The sequence below is a fragment of the Saccharopolyspora antimicrobica genome (assembly GCF_003635025.1).
GTDB lineage: Bacteria > Actinomycetota > Actinomycetes > Mycobacteriales > Pseudonocardiaceae > Saccharopolyspora > Saccharopolyspora antimicrobica.
This window is the reverse complement of sequence record NZ_RBXX01000002.1, coordinates 6,566,753-6,585,141: the sequence shown is the minus strand read 5'-3', so window position 1 is coordinate 6,585,141 and position 18,389 is coordinate 6,566,753. Positions and strand designations below refer to the sequence as shown.

Below are 18,389 nucleotides of genomic sequence, written 5' to 3'. Positions count from 1 at the left end.
CGCTCCCCTACACCTGGAGTTGTGCCCGGATCACGTCAGCCAGCCCGGCGTGATGAGCGCCGATTCGTAGGCCAGCACGACCAGTTGCGCCCGGTCGCGCACCCCGAGCTTGCTCATGATCCGGCTGACGTGGGTCTTGGCCGTGGCCGGGCTGAGCACCAGGCGCTCGGCGATCGCGTTGTTGGACAGCCCACGCGCCACCAGCACCAGCACCTCCCGCTCGCGATCGGTCAGCGAGCTCAGCCGCGGGCTGGGCGCGGGCCGGTCGCTGCGCGCGGCGAACTCCGCGATCAGCCGCCGGGTGATGGCCGGTGCCAGCAGCGCGTCACCGCGGGCCACCACGCGGACCGCGTGGATCAGCTCGGTCGGCTCGGTGTCCTTGACCAGGAATCCGCTCGCCCCGGCCCGCAGCGCACCGTAGACGTGGTCGTCCACGTCGAAGGTGGTCAGGATGAGCACCTTCACCGCCGCCAGGCGCGGGTCGGCGCAGATCCGCCGGGTCGCCTCCAGCCCGTCGAGCTGCGGCATCCGGATGTCCATCAGCACCACGTCGGGGAGCAGTTCGGCGGCGCGGCGCACCGCCTCGGCGCCGTCTGCGGCCTCGCCGGTCACCTCGACGTCGGCCTCGCCCTCCAGGATGGACCGGAAGCCCGCGCGCACCAGCGTCTGGTCGTCGGCCAGCAGCACCCGGATCACCGCGCGGCCCGCCACGGCAGGACGGCCCGCACCCGGAAACCGCCGTCCGGCGCGGAACCGGCGGTGAACTCCCCGCCCAGCGCCCGGGCGCGCTCCTCCATGCCGCGAATCCCGTTGCCCCGCTCCACGTCCGGCACCGCGCTCCCGTCGTCGTCGATCTGCACCCGGACATCTTGGCCGGAGTACCCGATGCGCACGAAAGCCGTGCGCGCGTCGGCGTGTCTGGTCACGTTGGTCAGCGCCTCCTGCACGATCCGGTACCCGGCGAGGTCCACTTCCGGCGGCAGTGGGCGGACTTCGCCGTCGATCTCGACGCGCACCGCCAGCCCGGTCGCGCGGGCCTGCGCGATCAGGTCGTCCACCCGGGCCAGTCCCGGCGGCACGCCGGCCTTGTCGACCTGGCGCAGCACGCCCAGCGTGGCGCGCAGCTCGCGCAGCGCTTCCTTGCTGGCCTGCTTGATCGAGGTCAGGGCAGGGGCGGGATCGGTGTCGCTGCGGTGCAGCGCGGCACCGGCCTGCACGTTGATCAGCGAGAGGTGGTGGCCGAGCGCGTCGTGCAGCTCCCGCGCGATGCGCAGCCGCTCCTCGCCGGCCCGCGAGCGCGCTTCTTCCTCCTTCTCCCGCTCCACCGCGCGCATCCGCTGCTCGGCCTCGTTCAGGTAGGCACGCCGGTTGTGGACCAGGCCGCCGATCGCGACCGCCGCGACCAGCCACCCGGCGAACAGGTACAGCGAGGTGTCGTCGAGATGCCGCTGCCCGCTGCCGACCTCGCCGTAGCCGACGAACAGCATCGCCACCACCGCCAAGAGCACCGCCACGGCAGTGCGCCCTTCAGCGGCGACCGTGCACAACGCGACCGCGAACGCCAGCAGCAGCGGGCCGTCGGCAGTGCTGAGCGGGTAGTAGACGACGCAGCCCACGAGCGTCGCCAGCGCGACGGGAATCGGAAAGCGCCGCCGCAGCACCAGCACGGCACAGGTGCCGAGGACCATCAGCACGTCGAAGAGCCGCAGGCCTCCCCGGTCGACCGCGAAGTTCAGCAGCGCGGAGAGCAGCACCACGGCCGCGATCAGCACCGCCAGCGCCAGATCGACCGCGGCGGCGGGCAACCTCCGCAAAACCGTCATGCCCGGAAGGATAGGCGCAGACCGGATCCGGACAGCCGCCCGCGCGACGTTCCCAGCACGACCAGGATCGTCGCCACCAGCACGTGGAGCCGCACCACCTCGCCTTGACAGGGACGGCCCCGCCGAAGAACAGCCCGCCGAACGCGCCGGGCAGAGTGAAATCAGAGATGATCGCCCGCCGCGTGAGGGCGAGCGGAAGAACTGCCGGACGCTGAGCCCGTCATAGGATCTCTTCGCCGTTCTCGTCGGACTCTTCCGCCGTCCGCCTCACACCACGCGGTCGAGCATGTGGAAGAATTCCGTCCTCTCCACATTCCTCTTGCCGTCGCCGTGGAAACGCTGGATGTGCGAGCTCTCGTTGTGGTGCTTGCTTCGTGCTTCTTCGCTGGCCCAGTGTTCCACGAGAACGAACAGCCCAGGTTCATCCCGGGAGACGAACAGGTCGTATCGAATACTTCCTTCCTCCTGACGCGAGAGTTCGACCAATTCGGCCAGATCGCGACGCAGTTCGTCATCCTTCCCCTCCTTGGCGCGCAATCCGGCGACAATGAAGAGTTCACCCATTTTCCATCCCTCCCCAGCCTTCCCGAGGACGAAAATCCCTTCGCCGCAGCGAGTGTAGCTTTCCACCCCTGCCGACTACCAGCCGAAATCGCCGCGCGCCGCCCCTTTGAACGATCTGGCCACGGAGCTTCGCAGTCGACGCGCAACGGGGCACGCAGAACATCTGGTGATAAATTACCCGCCGGACAGAAAGCCCCGCACGCGCTCTTCTTGCACCCCGGATTCTTCGGCACTCGTTATGCGCACCACCGCGCCGTGGAGGACACTCCCCGGTGAGCACCCACACTCCTCGAAACGGAAAGAACGATCCACCGGGAGGCAGCGTGACTAGCGAACAGATTCGCGATCCGGAGACCGACGCCCTGCTGACGCCGAAGAACGCAGCGGTGGTCATCATCGATTACCAACCGGTCCAGGTCAATTCGATCAATTCCATGGACCGCCAGCTCCTCGTCAACAACATCGTCGGGCTGGCCAAGATCGCGCGCACCTACGAACTGCCGATCGTGCACTCGACGGTCAACGTCGAGACCGGTCTGAACAAGCCACCGATCCCGCAACTCCGGAAGATCCTCGACGATCTCCCCACCTACGACCGCACCTCGATCAACGCCTGGGAGGACCGGGAGTTCGTCGACGCGGTCAAATCCACCGGCCGCAAGAAGCTGGTGATGACGGCGCTGTGGACGGAGGCGTGCCTGACCTTCCCCACGCTCGACGCTTTGCGCGAGGGCTACGAGATCTACCCCGTCGTGGACGCTGTCGGCGGCACATCGGTGTCCGCCCACGAAGCCGCACTGCGGCGAGTCGAACAGGCCGGAGCGCGACCTATCACCTGGGTGCAACTGCTGTGCGAGCTCCAGCGCGACTGGGCCCGGAAGGAAACCGCCGAACAATTCATGAGCCTGTTCATCGAGACCGGCGGCACCGCCGGCCTGCAGTTCGCCTACGACCGCGGCTAACGCTGCACCGCAACACATCGCACATCACCGCGGTACGAAGGCCCGGCCAGCGGGTTCCGCCGCCCACCGGGCCTTCGAGCCGCGTTCTCAGCTACCGGTATCAGCTCTTGCTCGGGTAGTCCGTGTAACCGGCGGCATCCCTGCCGTAGAACGTGTCCGGGTCAGGGGTGTTGAACGGTCCACCGTCAGCCAGCCTGGCGGGAAGATCCGGGTTGGCGAGGAACAGAACCCCGTAGCTGAGCAGGTCCGCAGTGCCATCCTCCAGGAGTTCGAGCTCCTCGACACCGGTGGGACGCCCCGGGGTGTTCGGGTTGAGCACGAACGTCCCGTCGAACGCCTTGCGCAGGAGGTTGGTCAACGACCGGCCTCCCGTTTCGGCGATGTGCAGGTAGGCGAGGCCGAAGGGGTTGATCGCCTCGACCAGCGCGCCGTAGGTGGTTTCGAGATCGTCCTCGCTGATGTCGTTGAACGGGTTCCCCGGCGAGATCCGCAGCGCGGTGCGCTGGCCGCCGACGGCCTCGGCCACGGCTCGGACAGTCTCGACCGTCAGGCGGAGCCGGCCTTCCAAGGAGCCACCCCAGCCGTCGGTGCGGCGGTTGCTGCTGGGCGCGAGGAACTGGTGCAGCAGGTATCCATTCGCACCGTGCAGCTCCACCCCGTCGAACCCGGCCTCGATCGCATGGCGGGCCGCGGTGGCGAAGTCATCGATCGTGTCGAGAATCTCGGCTTCCGAGAGCTCCTTGGGCGTCACGCAGTCCTGCAGACCGCTCGGCGTGAACACCCGGGTCTGCGCTGCGACCGCGGACGCACCGACCGGGATCAGACCGTCCGGGAGGAGGCTGGGGTGTCCGATGCGTCCGGTGTGCATCAGCTGGGCGAAGATCCGGCCGCCCGCGGCGTGCACCCGGTCGGTCACCTTGCGCCAAGCGGCCACCTGCTCCTGGGTGTGCAGCCCCGGGGTGAACGGGTATCCCTGGCCGACGACCGACGGCTGAACGCCCTCGGTGACGATCAAGCCGGCCGACGCGCGCTGGGAGTAGTACTCGGCCATGAGCTCGGTGGGCGTGCCGTCGGTCGCGTCGGCGCGGGTGCGGGTCATGGGCGCCATGACGATCCGGTTTCGGAGCGTCACATCACCGAGCTGAAACGGGCTGAACGCAGTTGTCATCTGTTTCTCTCCATTCTCGGAATACGAGGGAGGATCGACACAACGGGCTCGGAGCACCGCACATCCCGCGGCACCGAGGCACCCGCGAGCCTTTCCTCCCCGGAGCGGCACTGCGGTGCCGCCGGCTTCTGCCGGGCTACTTTCCCGATCGCGCTTGAAGTTGTTCCGGACCACTTCCCACTGCGGTTCCTGCCGCCTCACCGGCCGGTTTCGCCGATCGCATGGACGCAGCCGCATCCGCATCGCGGACGCGCAGCGCGATCAGCAGGCCGAGCACGGCGACCACGAGGGCGACGAGGAACGTGTCGCGGAAGGCGCTGAGCATCGCGTCCTGCCGGACGGCTTCGGTCACCACCGGTGCCAGCCCGCCGACTCGCTGATCGGTCCGGAGCGTCAGGATGCTGGCGACGAGCGCGACTCCCACGGCAGCGGCCACTTGACGCGTGGTCGCGAACACCGACGACGCACGGGTCATCGCCGCCGGACTCACCTGCGCGAAGGTCGCGGCCTGCAACGCGATCACCGTCAACGCCATGCCGATGCCCATCGTGAGCATCGGTACCCGAACACCCCACAGGCTGCTGTCGACGCCGATGGGGAGCAGCGCCGCGACGGACGCGGCGATGGCGACGAAGCCGGCGGTCAGCATCCAACGTGGACCGAGCCGCTGGTACAGCCATCCGGCGAACGGCATCGTCGCCGTCATCCCCAGCGCCTGGAACATGGTGACCAATCCCGACCCGGTGGCGTCCAGCCCCAGCAACGACTGCAGCAGCAACGGGGTCAGGAAGAGCGTGCCCATCAGCGCGCCCGACGACGGCAGCATCAGCAGGTTGCCGGTGCGGAACAGCCGGATGCGCAGCAGCCGGAGGTCGATCATCGGCTCGGCGATGCGCAATTCAGCGATCACGAACACGACCGCGAGCAGGGCGCCCCCGATCAGCGGCAGGAACACGGATGCGCTGCTCCACTCGCCGAGGACTCCCTGATCGAGTCCCACCAGCAGCAGCGCGAGCGCTCCACCACCGGCCAGGAACCCGACGACGTCGAAGCGTCCGGGGTGGTCGGTTCGCTCCTCGCGGATCACCGCCGCTGTGAAGGCGATCCCGGCCACGCCGATCGGCACCTTCATCAGGAAGATCCAACGCCAATCGACGTTGTCGACCAGCCATCCGCCCAGCACCGGTCCGAGAGCCGGCGCGATGCCGGTCGGGATCGACAGGATCGCCGACGCCTGCGCGCGCTCCTCCGGCGGGAACGCCCGGAAGAGCATCGCGGTCCCGACCGGTGTGAGAAGCCCGCCTCCCACGCCCTGCACGATCCTGGCCGTCACCAACTCGGCCAGCGAACCAGCGACTCCGGCCCACAGCGACGCTGCGGTGAACACCGCCAAGGCGAACAAGAACGTCCGCTTGGACCCAAAGCGGTCGGCCACCCAGCCCGATGCCGGGATGAACACGGCCATGCTCACGAGATAGCCGGTGACCAGCCACTGGAGGCTTTCGGTACCGACTCCGAACTGCCGCCCCAAGGCGGGCAGTGCCGTGTTCAGCACGGTCATGTCCAGGACTTCCATGAACAACCCGAACACGAAGGCGATCGCAACCAGCCACTTGTACGGCACACCGCGTAACATCCCAGGACTCCATCCACATCGCGGCCCAGACCTGCCCGCCGGCCACGCCTCGGTCGGCAGCGGAGAACAGCAGGCAGCGCACCCCACCGGGGTCACTTGCTTCAGTCAGTGAAGCATCTTACTTCAGCAGGTGAAACATTCTGTGAGTGAAGTAATTCGACCCGGGGCCGAGCACGGCACGCAGGAACGAGCCCCGCTCGACGAGCAAGGGCCTGGTAGACGCACGACCGGAGTCAACGCGGCCGGCGGCGCACGACGTCAGTCGCCGGAGGAATCCCGCGCCTCGCGCAGCAGCTCCGCCAAGACGTCCCGCTGCCCGGCATCGAGTTCGGACGCGACCGGGAAACCCTCTCCCAGTCGCGCCAGCAGACGCTCCCGCAGCTTCGTCCCCTTCGCGGTGAGCACGAGCCGCTTGGCCCGGCGATCGGCCGGGTCGGACTGCCGCTCGAGCAGATCCGACGCCTCGAGCAGGTCCGCAATGGCAGTCACGTGGGAGGGTTCGCAATGCAGGGCGCCCGCGAGCTCGCCCATCCGCTGGGGCTGCTCCAGCCGCAACAGCGTGTGCGCCTGGGGGAGGCTCAGGCCGACATCGTCAGCCGCCGAGTCGAGGTGCTCACGCAGCCTGGCCAAGACTCCGAGCAGGAGCATCATCAGCTCGCGCTCGTCCCCGGCCGACCTCGTACCCCGCCTCATCAACGCCTCCCGAACCCGCTTCGCCATCAATCTACCCCGATGGTCAGGCGTGCCGAAGTCAGGCGCGCGGACGCCGGTCGGCACTTCTGCACATGGTTTCCGATCCCGATCGAGGGCATCGCATCGTAGTCGTCCGCCGACAGTCCGCGATCGGCCCGGCGTTGGACTTCCAGGGCCGCGAATCGAGATCCACGGCTTTCCGGCACCTCCCGGAGTCCGGCCGCGACCACGGGCGGCACTCCTGTCGCACGGACCTCAACGCACACCTCAAATCTCAATGCACATACATATAACTTCTATGCGGGCGCATGATTATGAGAAGAAACCCGATGCCCATCAAGGAGAAACTCCGTCTTGTACAACACAGATCATCAGGGATTACCCGCCGGATCCCGAGGGTTGAGCCGATTACGAGATCAGCATGCGGGTCTCGTCCACCGGGCCAACGATGTGGATCAGCTACCCACGTCGCGAGCCCAACAAGCAAGATCTCGATGATCTGACACAACGAGGTGCACTACTGATGCGCAAGATCAATCGTGTGCTGGCCGCTGGAGCACTGACGCTCCCGCTCGCCCTCGGCATCGCCGGAGTGGCTTCGGCCGAGGGACAGGACACCAGCATCCGCGTCGAGAGCCAGGCCTCCGCCCAGGTTCAGGGCCGCGGCTCGGCCAACGCCAACAGCCAGGCATCTGTCCAGGTTCAGGGGCGTGGCACGGCCAACGCCAACAGCCAGGCGTCGGCCCAGGTTCGGGGGCACGGCTCGGCCAACGCCAACAGCAGCGCGTCGGTGCGGGTGGAGAACCGCGACGGTCACTGGAACCACCGCGACGGCCGCTGGGACCACCGGTGGAACAACGGCCGCTGGGTCTTCCACCACGTCCAGGGCCACTACCACGAGGGCCAGGGCAAGCTGTGCTTCCTGGACCACGGCCCGATCGGCCACGGCCTGCACATCGTTCGATGAGCATGGTTCGCTGACCACCGAGGGTTAGCACGTGGTGGGTTCTCGGTCGGCGCCGAGAACCCACCACACCCCTCACCTCCACTCCGGCTGCAGCCGAGCCGGATGCGTGTTCGCCACGCGGGTTTCTCCTCCGCCGAACCGTCGAGGCAGCGCGACGCACCCCGACGGTTGACGATCAGCACGACTTTCGAGCAGCACGAGGTGTTCTCCCATGTTCCAGATCAACCGACTTCTCCTGACGGGAGTCCTGTCACTGCCGTTGGCACTCGGTGTCGCAGGACTGGTGTCCAATCGTTTTCAGCAGCGGAAGCCGACGTCGAAAGCCAGGCACCGGCGCGACCGCACGACCACGCTGCGCCGGACCGAGGGCGGCGGGAAGCCACACATCTTCCTGATCAAGTCGACCGACGAGACCACCCGCGCCAGCACCACGAACGCCGGCCCGGCCATGAGATTCAAGGTCGTGTGATCCGGCGCCGTTGTGGCGGGTTCCCCAGGATCCGCCCGGCACAGCAGAAAGCCGCTGCGCGGACAGCGATCGACGTTCGCATGCGTCGATCCGGAGTGAACCCGCTTCTTCCACGTTCAACGAGCCGCACCTGCCACAGGTTCAGCCGCCTTCCCAACACCCGGAGCGCTCCGCCGGGCCGAGCATGAAAGAGATTCCCGTGTCCTTGTTCGAACCCATCCGCGTTGGTCGGCTGGATCTGCCCAATCGCACGGTGATGGCAGCGATGACCCGCAGCCGCGCCGATCAGGAGGGCGTCCCCTCACCCAGCATGGCAACCTACTACGCCCAGCGCGCTTCGGCCGGCTTGATCATCACCGAGGGCACGCAGCCCTCGGTGCAAGGCCAGGGGTATCCGTGGACCCCGGGCATCTACACCGATGCCCAGGTGGCGGGGTGGCGCGCGGTCACCGACGCCGTGCACGCGGCAGGTGGACGCATCTTCAACCAGATCCAGCACTCCGGGCGGGTGGGGCACCCGAGCGTGCACGGCCTGCGCCCGGTCGGTCCCTCCGCCGTCCGCGCGAACGGGCAGATCTTCACCCCGACGGGACCTCAGGATCTCGTCGAGCCGCGGGAGCTGACCATCTCCGAGATCCACGCCATCGTCGAGGAGTTCAGCAACGCCGCACGCCGTGCGGTCGAGGCCGGGTTCGACGGTGTGGAGCTGCACAGCGCGATGGGCTACCTGCTGCACCAGTTCCTCGCCCCCAACAGCAACCAGCGCTCGGACGCCTACGGCGGCTCCGTCCAGGGCCGCATCCGCTTCGTCGTCGAGGTCGCGGAAGCCGTGGCCGGCGCGATCGGCTCCGACCGGGTGGGGTTGCGCATCTCCCCTGCCAAGCCGATCAACGACATCGCCGACACCGACGCGACGGAGCTCTACCCGGCGCTGCTGGGCGCCCTGACGCCGCTGGACCTCGCGCACGTGCACCTGGTGGCCGCCGACGACGAGGACGTCAACGACAAGATCCGCGCTGCCTGGCCCGGTATCCTCGTGGTCAACCCCCTCAACGCCTTCCCCGAGCCACCGGCCGACGCCGGCCGGGCGAACGCCGAGCAGTGGCTGCGACGGGGCGCCGACCTGATCTCCTTCGGCCGCGGCTTCCTCGCCAACCCGGACCTGGTCGAGCGCTTCCGCATCAACGGCCCGCTCAACCCGATCAACCCCGAAGGTCTCTACGGCGGCGGTAGGACCGGCTACACCGACTACCCGACCCTCGGCTGAGACTCACGCTGAACACACCCACAAGCGGCTGAACGCGGGGCGGACACGATGCACGGCTCGGTCCGCCCCGCGCTTCCCGTCGCGTCGTCCTACGTTGCGAGGACTCGAGTTCCGCCCGATAACGGCAACTCGGATACGGCGCTCCGGATTCCTAGGCTCAGACCTCGACCGGGCCGCCCAGCAGCCGGGAGAACACCTCGTACAGGTATTCCAGCTCCTCACTCGAGAGCCGGTCTGCGAACGCGCGCTCGACCGCTGCCGCGTTCGTGCGGGCGGCACTGCGCACGAGCTTCTTCCCCTCCTCGGTGAGCTCGACGTCCACGGCACGGGAGTCGCCCTCCGCCCCGATCCGCACGACGAGTCCCCTGGCTTCGAGCCTGTCGACGAGACGGCTGAGCGCGCTCTGACTCAAGATGACCCGGTCGGTGAGCTCGCGGAAGCCGACCCCGGCAGCGGGGATGTTGATCAGGGCGTCGAACTCGTTCAGCGAAAGCCCGTGCTTGTTCGCCAGATCGGCTTCGATCTCGTTGAGCACGGTGGCGTGGACTTCCATCATCGATCGCCACACCGCGACCTTGTACCGCCTCGACACCTTCGCACCAACCGCTCGCCCCACGACCACCCATTTTACCTCGACGAACCGGCAAGCATCCGCTGACACACCGACGCCGGACCCAGCCAGCAGGACCCGTTCGCAGGCCCAGGCCCCAGGCATGCAGGACTACGACCAGAACCAGGTCCGCCACAACACCCGAGGATCGCAGCTGCGGCTTCTCCAGCAAACGCCTACACCCTGCGTCACAAATTCGTCGGGAACACCAGCAGACCTGCCAAAATTTACATGCACGCGCGACAAACGAGCAGAACCTGTCCGGCTCGCGCGCCGGAGCTGTGCGCGACCACGCCACGACGCGCAGCCCGGTCTGCTGACCAGTGCGTTCGACCAGCTTTGAAGGCCGCCGGGCTCAACGGGCGGTCAACCACCAAGGTGCCGGTTTCTTTTTCGGCTCTTCCTCGACCATCGTTCTATCGCGACTACAACATAACCGGCCAACGTGATCGCTGCAGCTATTGCGATCGCGATCGCCAGCTCTTCAAGGCTGGTCGGGACCGCCATGACCGCCGTCAACCCAACACACAGCAGGAAAACACCGGCCCAGCCGAGAAAGTTCACCCCTAGCCTCCTCACCGGAGCCTCCACATGCGCCTGGATTTGACCATGGTGCACACCCAACCTGGCGCTCCTGCGCAGGTCACGCACCACCGCAGTACCCGCTACAGCAACTCCCGAGCATCCGGCCCCTGAAGTGCGCCGCGCCCGCCGTGCGACGTCGGTCAGCGCGGGGTGTCGAGCAGTTCCACTGGTTCGGCGATCACGTCGACGAGCGCTCCGCTGCGGGTCACGGTGATCTGCAGCGGGCGGCCGATGGCCTCGGCGAACATCAGGCGCTGCAGGCCCTGGGCGTCTCGCACCGGGTTGCCTCCCGCGGTGAGCAAGAGGTCGCCGCGGTGCAGGCCGGCTCGCGCGGCGGGGCTGTGCGCGACCACGTCCACGACGCGCAGCCCGGTCTGTTGGCCCGTGCGTTCGACCAGGTCGTAGGGCAGCGGCGCCGGGGTGGTCACCAGGCCGAGGTAGGCGCGCCGGACGCGGCCGTGGCGGACCAGCGAATCGATGATGCGGCGTGTGGTGGTGTTGATCGGGATCGCCAGCCCGAGGCCCACCCCGGCGACCGCGGTGCTGATGCCCACCACGACGCCGCGCGAATCGGCCAGCGCGCCGCCGGAGTTGCCGGGGTTGAGCGCGGCGTCGGTCTGGATGACGTCCTCGATGATGCGGGCGGCCTGACCGCTGCGGGCGGGCAGCGATCGTCCGAGCCCGCTGACCACGCCCGCGGTGACCGAACCTGCCAGGCCGAGCGGGTTGCCGACCGCGACCACGAGCTGGCCCACCACCAGCCGGTCGCTGTCGCCCAGCACCACCGGCGGTGGCGTGCCGCCCACCGCGCGGACCACCGCCAGATCCGACAGCGGGTCGGCGCCGACCACGGAGAACGGCGCGTCGGACCCGTCGGCGAAGCGGGCGGTGCCGCCTTCGGCCCTGCCGAGGACGTGCGCGTTGGTCAGCAGGAAGCCGTCCTCGGTGAACACCACCGCCGACCCGGCTCCCTCTCCCCGCTCATCTGCCGAGTGCAAGCTCGCCACGCTGGGCGTGATCGTGCGGGCGACCTGGGCCACGGTTCGCGAGTAGCCGTCCAGCGCGTCGAACGGGTCTTGCGGCGTCCCGGCCATCACGACCTCCAAACGGAGTTGTGTGCCTGCGCAACGCCGCGGAGAACCGCTGGATTCCCGCTCTCGCACCCGTTCGCCCTCGGCGTAGCCGGCGGTCGGTCAGCGCGCGGCCCGGCGCGCCGCGGTGATGGCGCCCAACGCGGCCACGGCCCCGACCATGCCGAGCGTCAGCAGTACGACCCGCGCGTCGTGCGCGGGGCCGACTCCGCTCAACCCGGCCAGCACCGATTTGACCCCGATGAACACCAGCACCACCGCCAGCCCCACCGAGGCATCCGGCACCCGCGCCAGCAAGCCGCGCAGCAGACCGAACACGTGCCGGAACCCGACCAGTGCGAGCACACCCGCCAGCAGCACAAGAGGCGCCGAGCCGGTCACCTCGCGGGTGGCAGCGGCCGACAGCAGCGCGAGGACGAGCGCGGCGAGCACCACGGCAGCCGTGGCCAGGCGCGGAGCCAGTGGCCGGGGTGGATCGCCTTCGCCGCGGAAGGCCCGCCAGGCGGCCCACAGGACAGCGGCGCCGAACACGACCGAGACGACACCGACCAGGGGCGCATCGGCGAAGGCCAGCGCACCTCGGGCCAGCACACCGACGACCACGACAACTGCGACGGTCTCCATCCCGGCTGCCACCGACAGCAGCACGGCCAGCAGATCCACCGTCGCGGCCAGCGAGGTCGCCCAGCCGGTGAAGAACTGCGTGGCGACGTCGGATCCGCTGGTGCCGAGGAGCATCGCGCCGACCAGGGCGGCGACCAAGAGCTGCGCGACGAGCAGGAGGGTGCAGCGGCGCAGCGGCCCGGCCCGTCCAGCAGCGGTCAGATCCCAGGCGACGAGCACGAGCAGGATTCCCGTCGCCGACCACGAAATCGCAGGCACGCCCACAAGCGCCTCCGGTTCGGGAGCGATCGGCACCCCGATGGCCGACATCGGCCCCGCACTGCCGTTCTAGACCTGCCGGACCGGCGATGTCCAGCGCCGGCAAGGCGATCCATCCGTTCGGCGCAGCGACCGTCCTCTGTGGAGCGTTGTCGGTCCGGACGAAGATGACATACTGTATGCTAAATCCATCGGGCAAAACACCCGCGCCCCCGACCCACCCCGGAGCTGCGCATGTCGTTGACCTCGAAACCGCCGCAGGGCCTGGCCGCCCGCCAGGTCGCGCGTCCGGTGCCGCTTCGCGACACCGTCTACGAGGCCATCCTGGAGCTGATCGTCACCGGCGAGCTCAAACCGGGCCAGCACCTGGTCGAGAAGGAGCTCGCCGAGCTGCTCGGGGTGTCGCGGCAGCCGGTGCGCGAGGCGCTGCAGTGGCTCAAGAAGGACGAGTGGGTCGACCTGCGGCCCGGCTACGGCGCGTTCGTGCACAGCCCCACCCCGGAGGAGGCCGACCAGCTGCTGGGCGTGCGCACCCTGCTGGAGGCCGAATCCGCCCGGCTGGCGGCGCTGAACTCCACCAAGGAGGGCATCGCCGAGCTCAAGCAGATCTACAGGCGCGGCGTGCAGGCGCTCAAGGCCGACGACGTGGAGGCGGTGGTCGCGGCCAACGCCGAGCTGCACGCCCGGATCACCGAGATGTCCGGCAACAAGGTGCTCGGCGAGCTGGCGGCGCAGATCAACCGCCGGGTCCGCTGGTACCACACCCCGGTGGCCAAGTCGCGCGGCAAGAAGTCGTGGGACGAGCACTCCGCCCTGATCGACGCGATCGCCAAGAAGGACGCCGAGCGCGCCGCGCAGCTGATGCGCGAGCACACCGAGCACACCCGCGAGTCCTATCTCGCGCAGAACTCCGAGAGCTGAGCCGAATCCGCTGGGGGCAGGTGCCGCAGCGGATAGGGTCGCACCGTGTTCACGGTTACCGCGCCGATCACCACCGACCGGCTGCTGCTGCGCCCGTTCACCCCCGACGACGTCGACGACGTCTGGGCCTACCAGCGGCAGCCCGAGGTCGCCCGGCACCTGCTGTGGGAGGCCCGCGACCGGGCGCAGACCGAAGCGGCGGTCGAGCAGATGGTCCGGGAGACGACGCTGGCCGAGGACGGCGACTGCCTGAGCCTGGCCGCCGTGCTGCCGGAGACCGACCAGATCGTGGGCCAGGTGGAGCTGGTCTGGCGCAGCCGGGAGAACCGGCAGGGCGAGGTGGGGTACGTGTTCAACCCCGACTTCCACGGCAAGGGCCTGGCCACCGAAGCCGCCCGGGCGCTGCTGCGGCTCGGCTTCGAAGGGCTGGACCTGCACCGGATCTTCGGCCGCTGCTCGGCGCACAACCTTGCCTCGGCCAAGCTGATGGAGCGCCTGGGGATGCGCCGCGAAGCGCACTTCGTGGACAGCATGCGCATCAGGGGCTCGTGGCGCGAGGAACTGGTTTACGCGATGCTCCAGCGCGAGTGGGCGGCCACCGCGGGCTGACGCCCACGTTGTGCGAGAGGCTGCGACCGCTCAACCCAGCAGCGGCAGGTCGCAGAGGATGCGGCCCAGGTAGTCCAGCGCCGTGTCGGCGGGAAACTGGCCGTAGGCCGCGGCGTGGGCGTCGCGGAAGCGGCGTTCGACGCCGAAGTCCTTGCGGAAGGCGAACTGCCCGCAGACCTTCATGCCGAGCTCGGCGACCCGCACCGCGCTCTCCCCCGCCGTGGCCCGCACCTGCAGCAACCGCCGCTGCGCCTCGGCCGGTTCCTGCCAGGTCGCCCGCACCGCGTCGGACAGCTGCAAGCGGATCACGTCGACCTGGGTCTGCATCCGCGCCAGGTCCGCCCGCACTTCCGGCTGCCGTGGCGGCGGTTCCTGCCAGCGCGCCCACGACGGCTGCGGGCCGTTGACGCACTCAAGCGACCGCTGCACCACCGCTTCCGCCAGTCCCAGCGCCAGCGCCGCGTTCAACGCGCACAGCCACGGCAGGACCGTGGTCAGCACGGCCTCCACCCCGCCACCGTCCGCGCCGAGCACCGCCGAAGCGGGCACCTGCACGGGATCCGCGGTGATCGTGGCCGTCGCGCTCCCGCGCAGGCCGACTCCGTCGGGCCGCGCCGGGATGCACATCCCCGGTGCGGAAGCCGGCACCAGCCACAGCGTGCTGGCCCCGGACCGACCCACCGCGCGGCTGGACCACACGTAGCTGTCGGCTTCGCCCGCCGCCGTCACCCAGTTCTTGCGGGCGTGCAGGTCCACCACGCCGCCGTGCTCCAGAGGCCGGGCGACCGGTGCGAAGGGCCGTCCTTCCTCGGCCAGCGCGAGCGTGCTCAAGTGGCGGCCCGCCGCGATCTCGCGCAGCAGGGCGGGTTCGGCGTGTTCGGCGAGCACCGCCACGGCGGCGTAGTGCGCCTGCAGCACGGCGGCGGTCGAGCCGCAGACCCGGGCGATTTGCGTGACGACCTGGACCGCTTCGGCCAAGCCGTGCCCGCCACCGCCGCACCTGGTCGGCAGCGTCAGGCCGAGGACTCCCGCCCGGCCGAGTGCGTTGATCACCGGGCGGGGGAACCGGCCCAGGTCGTCGGCGTCGCGGCTGGCCGGTCCGGCCAGCGTGCGCAGGACGCGATCGACGCCGCTGAGGTGGTTGCCCGCCCGGCCGGTCATGGCCGCGGTTCCCGGTTCTGCACGTGCTGCCAGCCGAAGCGGCCCTTGATGCACAGGTTCCCGTGCCCGACCGAGCTGTCGTGCGGCGAGGTCACCCGCACGATCTCGTTGTCCTGGGTGTGCAGCGTGACGTTGCAGCCCACGCCGCAGTAGGTGCACACGGTGGTGGTCCGCTGCTGCCTGGACTCGTCCCAGGTGCCCTCGGCGCGCATGTCGAACTCCGTCTTGAAGCTCAGCGCGCCGGTCGGGCAGACCTCGATGCAGTTGCCGCAGTAGACGCAGGCCGATTCCGGCAGCGGAGCGGCGAACTCGGTGGAGATCCGCGCGTCGAAACCGCGACCGGCCACCGCGATCGCGAAGGAGTTCTGCCACTGCTCACCGCAGGCGTCCACGCACTTGTAGCACAGGATGCACTTGCCGTAATCGCGGACGTAGAGGTCGTTGTCGACCTTGGCGGGCTGGTGCACGGTCGCAGCGACCGAGCCGTCCGGTGCCTCGTGCTCGCCCGGCGGGCGCTCGTCGCGGTCCTCGCCCGGGGCCGGCGGGCCGAACCGCCCGGGATCGGCGCCGTACTCGGCCATCCAGCCCGCGACCTCCGGTGTGGTCGACAGATCGGCGGAGGAGCCGAGCAGTTCCAGCACGAGCTTGCGGCTGTGCCGGGTGCGCTCGGAGTCGGTGCGCACCACCATCCCGTCGGTGATCCGCCGGGAGCAGGCGGGCACCAGGGTTCGCGAGCCCTCGACCTCCACCATGCACATCCGGCAGGCGTTGCGCGGGCGCAGCGTGTCGCCCCAGCACAGCGTCGGCACCTCGATGCCCAGCGCGGTGCACGCGTCGAGGATGGTCGAACCCTCCGGCGCGCTGACCGTCCGGTCGTCCAGGGTGAGCTCGACCAGTCGGCGCGGGAGTCCCAGATCAACTGTTCCGCCTCTCCGCGATTCACAGTGGTGGTTGCGTTCCGGATCGAGCTCGCGTTTCCGTGGTTTCTCGTGGCTGGGTTGCATCACGGTCCCCTGAGGTGCGGTCGGGCAGGGCTGGAGTCAGTCATCCACGTGTGCGGGTCCACCGGTCCCCGGTGAACGGGCGGTGAAGGCGCCGAGCCGGTCCACCGCTGATTCCACCGCGTTCCAGGCGGTCTGCCCCAGCCCGCAAATGGAGGAATCGCGCATCGCCCGGCCGACTTCGCGCAGCAGCGCCAAGTCGTCGGCGCCATCGCCGCGGTTGCGCACGAGCCGCTGCAGCGCCTCTTCCTGGCGCACCGTGCCCACCCGGCACGGCACGCACTGGCCGCAGGACTCGTCCCGGAAGAACGCGGCGATGCGCAGCAGCAGCGCGGGCAGGTCAGCGGTGTCGTCGAAGACGAGCACCACGCCCGACCCGAGCGTGGTACCAGCTTCGCGCACCGCTTCCAGGCTCAGCGGCAGATCGATCTGGTCGGGGCCGACGAACCCGCCCGCCGCGCCACCGAGCAGCACCGCGCGCAGCTGCCGGTCCTGCTCGACACCACCGGCGAGGTCGAGCAGCTGCCGCAGCGTGGTGCCGAAGGGAACTTCGTACACGCCGGGTCGCCGCACGTTGCCGGACAGGCAGAACAGCCGCGTGCCGGTGGAATCCGCGGTGCCGGTGCGGGCGTACTCCGCGCCGCCTCCGGTGAGGATCAGCGGCACGTTGATCAGCGTTTCGACGTTGTTGACCACCGTGGGCTTGCCGAAAAGGCCCTGCTCCACCGGGAACGGCGGTTTGCTGCGCGGTTCGCCGCGATAGCCCTCGATGGAGTTGAAGATCGCGGTCTCCTCGCCGCAGATGTAGGCACCGGCGCCGCGCCGGATCTCCACGTCGAAGTCGAACTCCTCCCGGCCGAGGATGCTGCGCCCCAGCAGACCGCGCTCGCGCGCCTGCTCGATCGCGTTGCGCAGCCGGCGCACCGCTCTCGGGTACTCACCGCGGATGTAGAGGTAGCCGCGACTGCAGCCGGTGGCGAACCCGGCGATGGTCATGGCCTCGATGACCGCGAACGGATCGCCCTCCATGACCACGCGGTCCTTGAAGGTGCCCGGCTCGCTCTCGTCGGCGTTGCACACCAGGTAGTGCGGTTGGGCCGGTTGCCCGGCGGTGGCCTCCCACTTGCGGCCGGTCGGGAACGCCGCGCCGCCCCGCCCGGTCAGCTTGGCCTCGCTGACCTGCCGGACGACCTCGGCCGGGCCGATCTCCAGGGCCCGGCGCAAGGCGAGGTAGCCGCCGTGCGCGCGGTAGTCGTCGAGGCTCTCCGGATCGACCGCGCCGATCCGCCGCAGCAGCCGCAGCGAGGCCTCACCGGCCTGCGGTACCGAATCGCGCGCCGACGGCTCCTGATCGCCATCGGCCGGGCCGGACACCACCATGTCCACAATGGATTTCTCGGATGCCGGTGCGAGCAGCTGCGTCCGCGCCGGGTCACCGGCCTGGAAGGCCAGCGCCGCGGGCGCCCGCTCGCACACCCCGAGGCACGGGCTGCGCAGCCACATCACATCGCCGCTCGCCTCCACCGATTCCAGTGCCGCGCACAGCTGCGCCGACCCGCGGGCCCGGCAGGCCAGGTCGTCGCAGACGTGCACCACGCGCGGCGGCCGGGGCCGCAGCGCGAACAACGCGTAGAAGCTGGCCACGCCGTAGGCCTCGGCCGGCGGGATGGACAGCCGATCGCAGATGTGGTTCAACGCGCCCCGGCTGATCCAGCCGACCCGGTCGTTCACCGCGTGCAGCGCGGGTAGCAGCTGGTCGCGCCCGTGACCGGGTCCGCTCCCGTTACCTCCGGGCGGGCCGAGCAGCGCGTCGACCGCGGCCCTCTCGACATCCGTCGGTGTGTCGTTGAGCAAGTGCAGATCCACCGCGCCTCCTCGCGCCCGAGATCCCGAACCGCCATCACCCGCTGCCGCGTCGATCTCGCGCGAAATCGACGTTCACCCGGGTGATGGTCGACTTCGTGCGAAATTGACCGCTCC

19 protein-coding genes are annotated in these 18,389 nt (G+C 69.5%); 6 read left to right on the top strand and 13 right to left on the bottom strand.

All coding sequences use genetic code 11. The features are described from left to right. Positions 1 to 30: 30 nt before the first annotated feature. The 3 genes from ATL45_RS31155 to ATL45_RS31145 form a co-directional block, all read right to left on the bottom strand. A complete protein-coding gene (locus ATL45_RS31155) occupies positions 31 to 696 on the bottom strand; it encodes a response regulator (RefSeq protein ID WP_093147283.1) in 666 nt (221 codons plus the stop codon). After that, positions 693 to 1,823: a sensor histidine kinase gene (locus ATL45_RS31150; RefSeq protein WP_093146142.1), complete on the bottom strand. Its 1,131-nt coding sequence runs from the start codon at positions 1,821 to 1,823 to the stop codon at positions 693 to 695. The genes ATL45_RS31155 and ATL45_RS31150 overlap by 4 nt, the downstream gene beginning before the upstream one ends. Before the next feature lie 267 nt (positions 1,824 to 2,090). Continuing rightward, on the bottom strand, positions 2,091 to 2,387 hold the full coding sequence (locus ATL45_RS31145) for a putative quinol monooxygenase (protein WP_093146143.1): 297 nt from the start codon (positions 2,385 to 2,387) through the stop codon (positions 2,091 to 2,093). 272 nt (positions 2,388 to 2,659) lie between these two features. On the opposite strand from ATL45_RS31145, the gene ATL45_RS31140 reads away from it, so the two are divergent. Beyond that, positions 2,660 to 3,349 carry a hydrolase gene (locus ATL45_RS31140; RefSeq protein WP_211841335.1) on the top strand — a complete coding sequence of 230 codons (690 nt, stop codon included), beginning with the start codon at positions 2,660 to 2,662 and terminating at the stop codon, positions 3,347 to 3,349. A 100-nt stretch (positions 3,350 to 3,449) separates the two neighbouring features. Here ATL45_RS31140 and ATL45_RS31135 read toward each other — a convergent pair whose 3' ends face one another. The 3 genes from ATL45_RS31135 to ATL45_RS31125 form a co-directional block, all read right to left on the bottom strand. After that, positions 3,450 to 4,517, bottom strand: a complete 1,068-nt coding sequence (locus ATL45_RS31135; RefSeq protein ID WP_093146145.1) for an alkene reductase — start codon at positions 4,515 to 4,517, stop codon at positions 3,450 to 3,452. A 136-nt stretch (positions 4,518 to 4,653) separates the two neighbouring features. Continuing rightward, on the bottom strand, positions 4,654 to 6,153 hold the full coding sequence (locus ATL45_RS31130) for an MDR family MFS transporter (protein ID WP_093146146.1): 1,500 nt from the start codon (positions 6,151 to 6,153) through the stop codon (positions 4,654 to 4,656). Between the two features lie 258 nt (positions 6,154 to 6,411). Then, positions 6,412 to 6,873 (bottom strand): MarR family winged helix-turn-helix transcriptional regulator, encoded by a 462-nt coding sequence (locus ATL45_RS31125; protein WP_143121530.1) that lies wholly within the window; start codon positions 6,871 to 6,873, stop codon positions 6,412 to 6,414. A 496-nt stretch (positions 6,874 to 7,369) separates the two neighbouring features. Between ATL45_RS31125 and ATL45_RS39105 the strand changes: the two genes are divergently transcribed. The 3 genes from ATL45_RS39105 to ATL45_RS31110 all read left to right on the top strand — a co-directional run bounded on the left by ATL45_RS39105 (position 7,370) and on the right by ATL45_RS31110 (position 9,549). Continuing rightward, a complete protein-coding gene (locus ATL45_RS39105; protein WP_093146148.1) occupies positions 7,370 to 7,813 on the top strand; it encodes a hypothetical protein in 444 nt (147 codons plus the stop codon). A gap of 211 nt (positions 7,814 to 8,024) precedes the next feature. After that, the gene (locus tag ATL45_RS31115) at positions 8,025 to 8,282 is read left to right on the top strand and encodes a hypothetical protein (protein WP_093146149.1); all 258 of its coding nucleotides are present in this window, start codon (positions 8,025 to 8,027) and stop codon (positions 8,280 to 8,282) included. A 184-nt stretch (positions 8,283 to 8,466) separates the two neighbouring features. After that, complete coding sequence (locus ATL45_RS31110) at positions 8,467 to 9,549, top strand: alkene reductase (protein ID WP_093146150.1); 1,083 nt, start codon at positions 8,467 to 8,469, stop codon at positions 9,547 to 9,549. Between the two features lie 157 nt (positions 9,550 to 9,706). On the opposite strand, the gene ATL45_RS31105 is transcribed toward ATL45_RS31110, so the two are convergent. The 4 genes from ATL45_RS31105 to ATL45_RS31095 all read right to left on the bottom strand — a co-directional run bounded on the left by ATL45_RS31105 (position 9,707) and on the right by ATL45_RS31095 (position 12,717). After that, positions 9,707 to 10,165, bottom strand: coding sequence for a MarR family winged helix-turn-helix transcriptional regulator (locus ATL45_RS31105; protein WP_170210402.1), 459 nt, complete (start codon positions 10,163 to 10,165; stop codon positions 9,707 to 9,709). A 360-nt stretch (positions 10,166 to 10,525) separates the two neighbouring features. Continuing rightward, positions 10,526 to 10,723, bottom strand: a complete 198-nt coding sequence (locus tag ATL45_RS38575; RefSeq protein ID WP_143121531.1) for a hypothetical protein — start codon at positions 10,721 to 10,723, stop codon at positions 10,526 to 10,528. A 161-nt stretch (positions 10,724 to 10,884) separates the two neighbouring features. Next, complete coding sequence (locus tag ATL45_RS31100; protein ID WP_093146152.1) at positions 10,885 to 11,838, bottom strand: S1C family serine protease; 954 nt, start codon at positions 11,836 to 11,838, stop codon at positions 10,885 to 10,887. A 99-nt stretch (positions 11,839 to 11,937) separates the two neighbouring features. Beyond that, positions 11,938 to 12,717 (bottom strand): TerC family protein, encoded by a 780-nt coding sequence (locus ATL45_RS31095; RefSeq protein WP_143121532.1) that lies wholly within the window; start codon positions 12,715 to 12,717, stop codon positions 11,938 to 11,940. Positions 12,718 to 12,951: 234 nt separating this feature from the next. Here ATL45_RS31095 and ATL45_RS31090 point away from each other — a divergent pair, with 234 nt between their 5' ends. Together ATL45_RS31090 and ATL45_RS31085 are read left to right on the top strand one after the other, a co-directional pair. Beyond that, positions 12,952 to 13,638, top strand: coding sequence for a GntR family transcriptional regulator (locus tag ATL45_RS31090; RefSeq protein ID WP_093146154.1), 687 nt, complete (start codon positions 12,952 to 12,954; stop codon positions 13,636 to 13,638). A 45-nt stretch (positions 13,639 to 13,683) separates the two neighbouring features. After that, positions 13,684 to 14,247, top strand: a complete 564-nt coding sequence (locus ATL45_RS31085) for a GNAT family N-acetyltransferase (protein ID WP_093146155.1) — start codon at positions 13,684 to 13,686, stop codon at positions 14,245 to 14,247. A gap of 30 nt (positions 14,248 to 14,277) precedes the next feature. Here ATL45_RS31085 and ATL45_RS31080 read toward each other — a convergent pair whose 3' ends face one another. Genes ATL45_RS31080 through ATL45_RS31070 form a run of 3 tightly spaced genes read right to left on the bottom strand, consistent with a single transcriptional unit; the run spans position 14,278 to position 18,275 of the window. Beyond that, positions 14,278 to 15,408, bottom strand: a complete 1,131-nt coding sequence (locus tag ATL45_RS31080; protein ID WP_093146156.1) for an acyl-CoA dehydrogenase family protein — start codon at positions 15,406 to 15,408, stop codon at positions 14,278 to 14,280. Further along, positions 15,405 to 16,412, bottom strand: a complete 1,008-nt coding sequence (locus tag ATL45_RS31075; protein ID WP_093146157.1) for a 2Fe-2S iron-sulfur cluster-binding protein — start codon at positions 16,410 to 16,412, stop codon at positions 15,405 to 15,407. Before ATL45_RS31075 ends, ATL45_RS31080 begins: the two co-directional genes overlap by 4 nt. A gap of 36 nt (positions 16,413 to 16,448) precedes the next feature. Further along, a complete protein-coding gene (locus ATL45_RS31070; RefSeq protein ID WP_093146158.1) occupies positions 16,449 to 18,275 on the bottom strand; it encodes an NAD(P)H-dependent oxidoreductase subunit E in 1,827 nt (608 codons plus the stop codon). Positions 18,276 to 18,389: the final 114 nt, after the last annotated feature.

Excerpts from the sequence above, each read along its gene's own strand:
- ATL45_RS31090 (WP_093146154.1), top strand. The coding sequence starts at position 12,952 with ATGTCGTTGACCTCGAAACCGCCGCAGGGCCTGGCCGCCCGCCAGGTC.
- ATL45_RS31110 (WP_093146150.1), top strand. The coding sequence starts at position 8,467 with ATGAAAGAGATTCCCGTGTCCTTGTTCGAACCCATCCGCGTTGGTCGG.
- ATL45_RS31075 (WP_093146157.1), bottom strand. The coding sequence starts at position 16,412 with ATGCAACCCAGCCACGAGAAACCACGGAAACGCGAGCTCGATCCGGAA.
- ATL45_RS39105 (WP_093146148.1), top strand. The coding sequence starts at position 7,370 with ATGCGCAAGATCAATCGTGTGCTGGCCGCTGGAGCACTGACGCTCCCG.
- ATL45_RS31145 (WP_093146143.1), bottom strand. The coding sequence starts at position 2,387 with ATGGGTGAACTCTTCATTGTCGCCGGATTGCGCGCCAAGGAGGGGAAG.
- ATL45_RS31135 (WP_093146145.1), bottom strand. The coding sequence starts at position 4,517 with ATGACAACTGCGTTCAGCCCGTTTCAGCTCGGTGATGTGACGCTCCGA.
- ATL45_RS31130 (WP_093146146.1), bottom strand. The coding sequence starts at position 6,153 with ATGTTACGCGGTGTGCCGTACAAGTGGCTGGTTGCGATCGCCTTCGTG.
- ATL45_RS31150 (WP_093146142.1), bottom strand. The coding sequence starts at position 1,823 with ATGACGGTTTTGCGGAGGTTGCCCGCCGCCGCGGTCGATCTGGCGCTG.
- ATL45_RS31100 (WP_093146152.1), bottom strand. The coding sequence starts at position 11,838 with ATGGCCGGGACGCCGCAAGACCCGTTCGACGCGCTGGACGGCTACTCG.
- ATL45_RS31080 (WP_093146156.1), bottom strand. The coding sequence starts at position 15,408 with ATGACCGGCCGGGCGGGCAACCACCTCAGCGGCGTCGATCGCGTCCTG.
- ATL45_RS31125 (WP_143121530.1), bottom strand. The coding sequence starts at position 6,873 with ATGGCGAAGCGGGTTCGGGAGGCGTTGATGAGGCGGGGTACGAGGTCG.
- ATL45_RS31115 (WP_093146149.1), top strand. The coding sequence starts at position 8,025 with ATGTTCCAGATCAACCGACTTCTCCTGACGGGAGTCCTGTCACTGCCG.